A 5,473-nucleotide genomic window follows, 5' to 3' on the forward strand; every position below is an offset into this window, starting at 1 on the left:
AGTTGGAGTTGGAGTTGTTGTCGGTGTTGTTGTCGGAGTCGGTGTTGTTGTCGGAGTTGGAGTTGGAGTTGTTGTCGGAGTTGGAGTTGGAGTTGGCGTCGGAGTTGGAGTTGGCGTTGGCGTCGGAGTTGGAGTTGGCGTTGGCGTTGGAGTTGGAGTTGGAGTCGGAGTTGGAGTTGGAGTTGGAGTCGGAGTTGGAGTTGGAGTTGGAGTTGGAGTCGGAGTTGGAGTTGGCGTGGCAATGTTAACAGTAAAACTGCCTAAATTGCTACCTACAACTTGATTGCCAAAAGTATCTTTTACTTGCGATGCTTGCAAATTAACAGCATAACTGCCATTATCTGTATCATCCCAACTTCCTCCAGGCGGAGTCAGCGAATAAGTTGCCGTGCGAGGTGTGCCATTACTATTAGTATCGGCGCTGACAAATGTAGCGGAAATTGCACCACCTGACCAGTTTACTACCAGGTCAGAATTATCTAAACTGCTAACATCAACTCCACTACTATCAGTGAAAGTAACTGTCAATGTCTGACTTGTGCCGCCCGCTGTAGTAATGTTAGAAATTGTACCCAAGCTAGCAGTAGGGGCGGTAAAATCAGCAGTACGAACCAGTTGAGTTGCAGCGGTATTGTTATTACTGGCAGTATCAGTAGCTGTTGCGGCAGGTACATCAACTGTGACGGGGCCATCAGCATTCGGTGTGACTGTAAAATTATAAGTCGTGCCGCTACCTGTAAAACCGCTAACCGTACCGTTAGTAACATTAACGCCACTAGAACTAAATCCTGTCACATTTTCACTGAAAGTGGCTGTGACTAAAAATGGTGTATTTATTGTTGTTGCTGAAGTTGATGTTAAGGCAACAGTTGGCGGTGTAATATCAGCAGTACGAGTCAGTTGAGTTGCTGCGGTATTGTTATTACTCGCTGTATCCGTAGCTGTTGCCGCAAGTACATCAACGGTGACATTACCATCAGCATTTGGTGTGACATCAAAGGTATAGGTTTTGGCATCAATTGTGACAAAGTTACTGACAGTCGCATTGGCTACGGTGATATCAGTATTATCAAAGCCGGTGACATTTTCGCTGAATGTTGCTATGACGCTAAATACTGCGTTGACTGTGGTTGCTGGTGCAGATGTTAAGGCAACTGTGGGTACAATTGTGTCTACAATTATGGCTCTGCTATCCGCTAAAGATTGTCCCGTAGGAATAGTTAAAGTTGCATCATTTCCAGCAGTATCTTTTAAGTTTGCACCAGTCGCTAAAGTTATACTATTTGAATTAAGGTCGGTGCTATTTTGTCCGGTTGCTGGAGTATAAGTCGCGAAAGCAGATGTGCCCGTAAAAGGTGCAATAGTCACTGTGCCGCCTGTGTCTAAGGCGACACTCATCTCACCGCCTGCTAAGGTGACGGCTTCGCTGAAGTTGACGGTAACGTTGATGTTGCCAGTTGTGTTGTAACTGCCGTCAGTGGTGGTAGAGGTGACGCTGGCAATGGTGGGTGCAAGGGTATCAATAACTATGGCTTTACTACCACCGAGAGAGCTAACTGAGGGGGTAGTGGGGAGGGTTAAGAAAGCGTCAAATGCTGTACCAACAGTTTCTTTAATGGTGCCGCCGTTGAGGGTGAGGGCGGTGGTGGCGAGGTATTCTAAGTCACCGGATGTGTCTCCGGCTTGCACTACATAGTTGAAGGTGAGTACGGTACCGCCGCTACCGCTGGCATAGGTGGCAAAGCGGTCAGTTGTGCCTGTTTCTAGTTGCAGTTGGGGTGTGCCACCTGTGGTATCTACGTTGACAGCAGCATCGAAGGTGACGGTGATGGCGATGGTATCACCTGCTTTGTAGCTGCCGTCAGCGGTGGTTGCGGTGACAGCGGTAACTTTGGGGGTGGTGTTGAGCAAGATGGAGGCGTTGTTGCTGTTGCTGTTGGCCACAGCTAAATCAGGTTTCCCGTCGCCGTTGATGTCGCCAATGCTGACGGAGATGGGGGTAGTGCCCGTAGCCAAGTCTAATTTGGGGGCAAAAGTGGGGGTGGTGGCTCCGGTGGGGGTGGTGTTGAGCAGGATCGAGACGGTGTTGCTATTTCTGTTGGCCACAGCTAAGTCAGGTTTCCCGTCGCCGTTGATGTCGCCAATGCTGATAGAGTATGGGCGAGTGCCAGTAGGGAAGTCAAATTTGGGGGCAAAAGTCGGGGTAGTGGCTCCGGTGGCGGTGATGTTGAGCAGGATTGAGGTGGTGTTGCTGACCGAGTTCGCCGTTGCTAAATCAGGTTTGCCGTCGCCGTTGATGTCGCCGATGCTGATGGATTGTGGGTAACTATTAGGGATAGGGAAGGGGACTTGGGTGGCAAAAGTGGGGGTGGCGGCGTTGGTGGGGGTGGTGTTGAGGAGGATGGAGGCGGTGTTGCTGTTGAAGTTCGCCACAGCTAAATCTGGTCTCTCGTCGCCGTTGATGTCGCCGATGCTGACGGATCTGGGGTTAGTGCCAGTAGAGAAGTCAACTTTGGGGGCAAAAGTGGGGGTGGCGGCGTTGGTGGCGGTGGTGTTGAGCAGGATGGAGGCGCTGCCGCTGCTAGTGTTCGCCACAGCTAAGTCTGGTCTCTCGTCGCCGTTGAAGTCGCCGATGCTGACCTCTCTGGGATAACTGCCAACAGGGAAGGGGACTTGGGTGGCGAAAGTGGGGGTGGTGGCGCCGGTGGGGGTGGTGTTGAGCAGGATCGAGGCGCTGCCGCTGCTGTTATCGTTCGTCACAGCTAAGTCTGGTTTCCCGTCGCCGTTGAAGTCGCCGATGCTGAGGTCGCTGGGCAGAGCGCCACTAGCGAAGGTGACTTGGGTGGCGAAAGTGGGGGTGGCGGCGTTGGTGGCGGTGGTGTTGAGCAGAATGGAGGCGGTGTTGCTGTTGAAGTTCGCCACAGCTAAGTCTAGTCTCTCGTCGCCGTTGAAGTCGCCGATGCTGACCGAGTAGGGGGCACTGCCAGTAGGGAAGGCAACTTGGGGGGCGAAGCCCAGTACGCCCCTGTAGGTTTTGAGGGTGTTGGCGTTAAATGGTATTGGTGTATCTATACGGCCTGTTTGTACTTCCAGTTCCCAGTCTCCGCCCAGTGCGGCATTGCCGGTAAGGTTGGCGGAGGCGGCGATGTCGGCACTCGTTAATTCACTGAGGCGTTGGAGGAATTGGTTGGGTTTTGTAGGCTTAACACCAGTCGGTTTAACACCAGTCCCGCCGGGGGTTTTAACCCCCGTCTGATAGGGAAAGTCCTCGATCGAGGACTGAATAAATGAATTGTCTTGATTGTCTTGAGTCGATTTCAACCGACTTAAGCTATGAGACAGGGGTTTTAACCCCTGGCGGATGTGGGAGATGTCGGGGCTGTCAATTTTCACCGATACATCGGCGGCGACATTACACCCATAAAGCAGAATATCTGCACTATTTGTTAATGCTTTGCACCACTGTTTTAGTTGAGGGGCGAAGCTTTCTATATTGCTGTTGTTGAGTGTATTTGCACCGAGATGTACTGCACCTGGACTGCCATGAGAGATGATGTGAATTGCTTCTATATTTTGTTCAATTGCTAGCCTTTCGGTGATTTGCTCAATCCCATCCCGCGTTTCATTTAGGATAATTACTTGAGCATTTGGGGAAACACCGCTAATTAAACTATGGTAATCTTCAACATTTGAGTCAATAAAAACTAGAGTTGAAACAAGTTTTGGCTGTATCATTATGCAACCTCTTTACTTTTTAAGCTTTATAGGTATCACTCAAAGAGAACTTATGCAATCACTAGCATCTGATTGCGCGCTACGCCTAAAGTCCTTACGATTGCTTTGTTCCTCGCAATGACATTACCAAGGACTTCCAATCATCGTAAAGCCCGACCAATAATAAGGATGGGAGAGATTTTCATTAGTCAGTTTAGCTAATTCTGGCGGCAATTCTAACTCCTTATTTGAGTTTGACAAAATTAAACGACCCTTTTGAATGCGAACTTGACCTTTGAGCATGGCGATTTGAGCCTGCCGCAAAGCTTCAGCTTTAATCGGCGCGACTTTTAACCGATCGTAAAATTCAGCCATTAACCCTAAAGTACCTTCATCGCTGACGTTCCAAAGGGTCGCTAAAACTGACTTCACTCCTGCTTGCACAGCTAACCCCGCAAAACCTAATTCGGTGCCATCATCACCCACAGCAGTTTTGCAAGCGCTCAACACCAATAACTCAACTTTAGGTGGCTGATTCCACCCTAGTTCGCGCACGCGATCGAGTGTTAACCTGCTATCTGATAACTGAATGTAAGAATTGCTCGGTGCTCCTGGCTTAAAGTATCCGTGAGTGGCCAGGTGAATAATCCGATAGGGTCTGTCTTTGCGCTGTGACCTAAGATTGTTGAGAGTAAAGGTTTGGTTGAGGAAGGATTCGCCTTTCCATTCGGAGGCAATAGCGTTAAGTTCTGCAGGCACTGCTAGCAAGGGTGGGTTATTAGTAAATTGTGAGGCTCCCATTGCTAAAACTTCAGCATTTTTAACACTTGCATAGCTAGTATCGGTTAAGTTGACGCTGGGAATGAGTCCGATGCTGTACTTTTCTACTACAAATTGAGAACCGTCATGGAGGGCGGCTAAGGGGAGCAATCGCAACCCCGCATCCATACTAAAAACTAGCGTATCGATGCCCTGAGCTTTCAAATCAGCTTCCAAGGGAGCAATTATCCACTGGTAAAGTTGTTGGGATGCTGGCAAATAGCTCTCAGTATTTATGTTTCTGAGATTAAGGAGTTCATCCCTCAAATTGGCGACGACTTGCATCAAAGTTTCGCGCCGGGCGGCGGGGATGGCTTTATGAATGGGGAGGCCAGTAGGGGGGACGATGATCAGGTCTAATTGTTCAGGGCGGGAGAAGGCGTAGATAATAGCTGGTTTTTTACCAGTTTGGCTGGCGATCAGTCTCATTCTTTGCTGTATGGCGGTAAAAGATTGCAAGTCCCGCCTGATTTCCTGGTTGACGTATGACCCTACTTGTTCGCTATAGAAGATATCGATAAAGAAACTGGCTTGTGGGATATCGCCTTTATCGATCAGTCGTGTGATATCGCTAAGGCTAACTATATTTAGAGGCGATGCCGTTTGGACAACTTCGCTTGCCCAATCGGATCTGTAGTTAAAAAGAGATTCAATTCTATTAATGCTATTGAGCTTGGCCGATTGAGAGAGTGCATTGGTAATTGAAATATCGGGTGTAGGTGTTGGAGATATTGGTGTAGGTGTTGGAGATATTGGTGTAGGTGTTGGAGATATTGGTGTAGGTATTGGAGATATTGGTGTAGGTGTTGGAGATATTGGTCTAGGTGTTGGAGATATTGGTCTAGGTGTTGGAGATATTGGTCTAGGTGTTGGAGATATTGGTGTAGGTGTTGGAGATATTGGTGTAGGTGTTGGAGATATTGGTGTAGGTGTTGGAGAT

Annotated in this window: 3 protein-coding genes; 1 reads left to right on the plus strand and 2 read right to left on the minus strand. The window is 48.9% G+C overall.

All coding sequences use genetic code 11. From position 1 onward, the window contains the following. Both QUA83_RS13050 and QUA83_RS13055 read right to left on the minus strand, forming a co-directional pair. On the minus strand, positions 1-3,735 hold a 3,735-nt coding region (locus tag QUA83_RS13050), incomplete at its 3' end, for an FG-GAP-like repeat-containing protein (RefSeq protein ID WP_333293560.1). A gap of 123 nt (positions 3,736-3,858) precedes the next feature. Then, entirely contained in the window at positions 3,859-4,992 is a 1,134-nt protein-coding gene (locus QUA83_RS13055; RefSeq protein ID WP_333293561.1) for a CHAT domain-containing protein, read from the minus strand. Positions 4,993-5,227: 235 nt separating this feature from the next. Between QUA83_RS13055 and QUA83_RS13060 the strand changes: the two genes are divergently transcribed. After that, positions 5,228-5,473: hypothetical protein (locus tag QUA83_RS13060; protein ID WP_333293562.1), on the plus strand; the 246-nt coding region annotated here is incomplete at its 3' end.

Source organism: Microcoleus sp. K1-B1, from assembly GCF_036704705.1.
Classification (GTDB): domain Bacteria; phylum Cyanobacteriota; class Cyanobacteriia; order Cyanobacteriales; family Microcoleaceae; genus Microcoleus.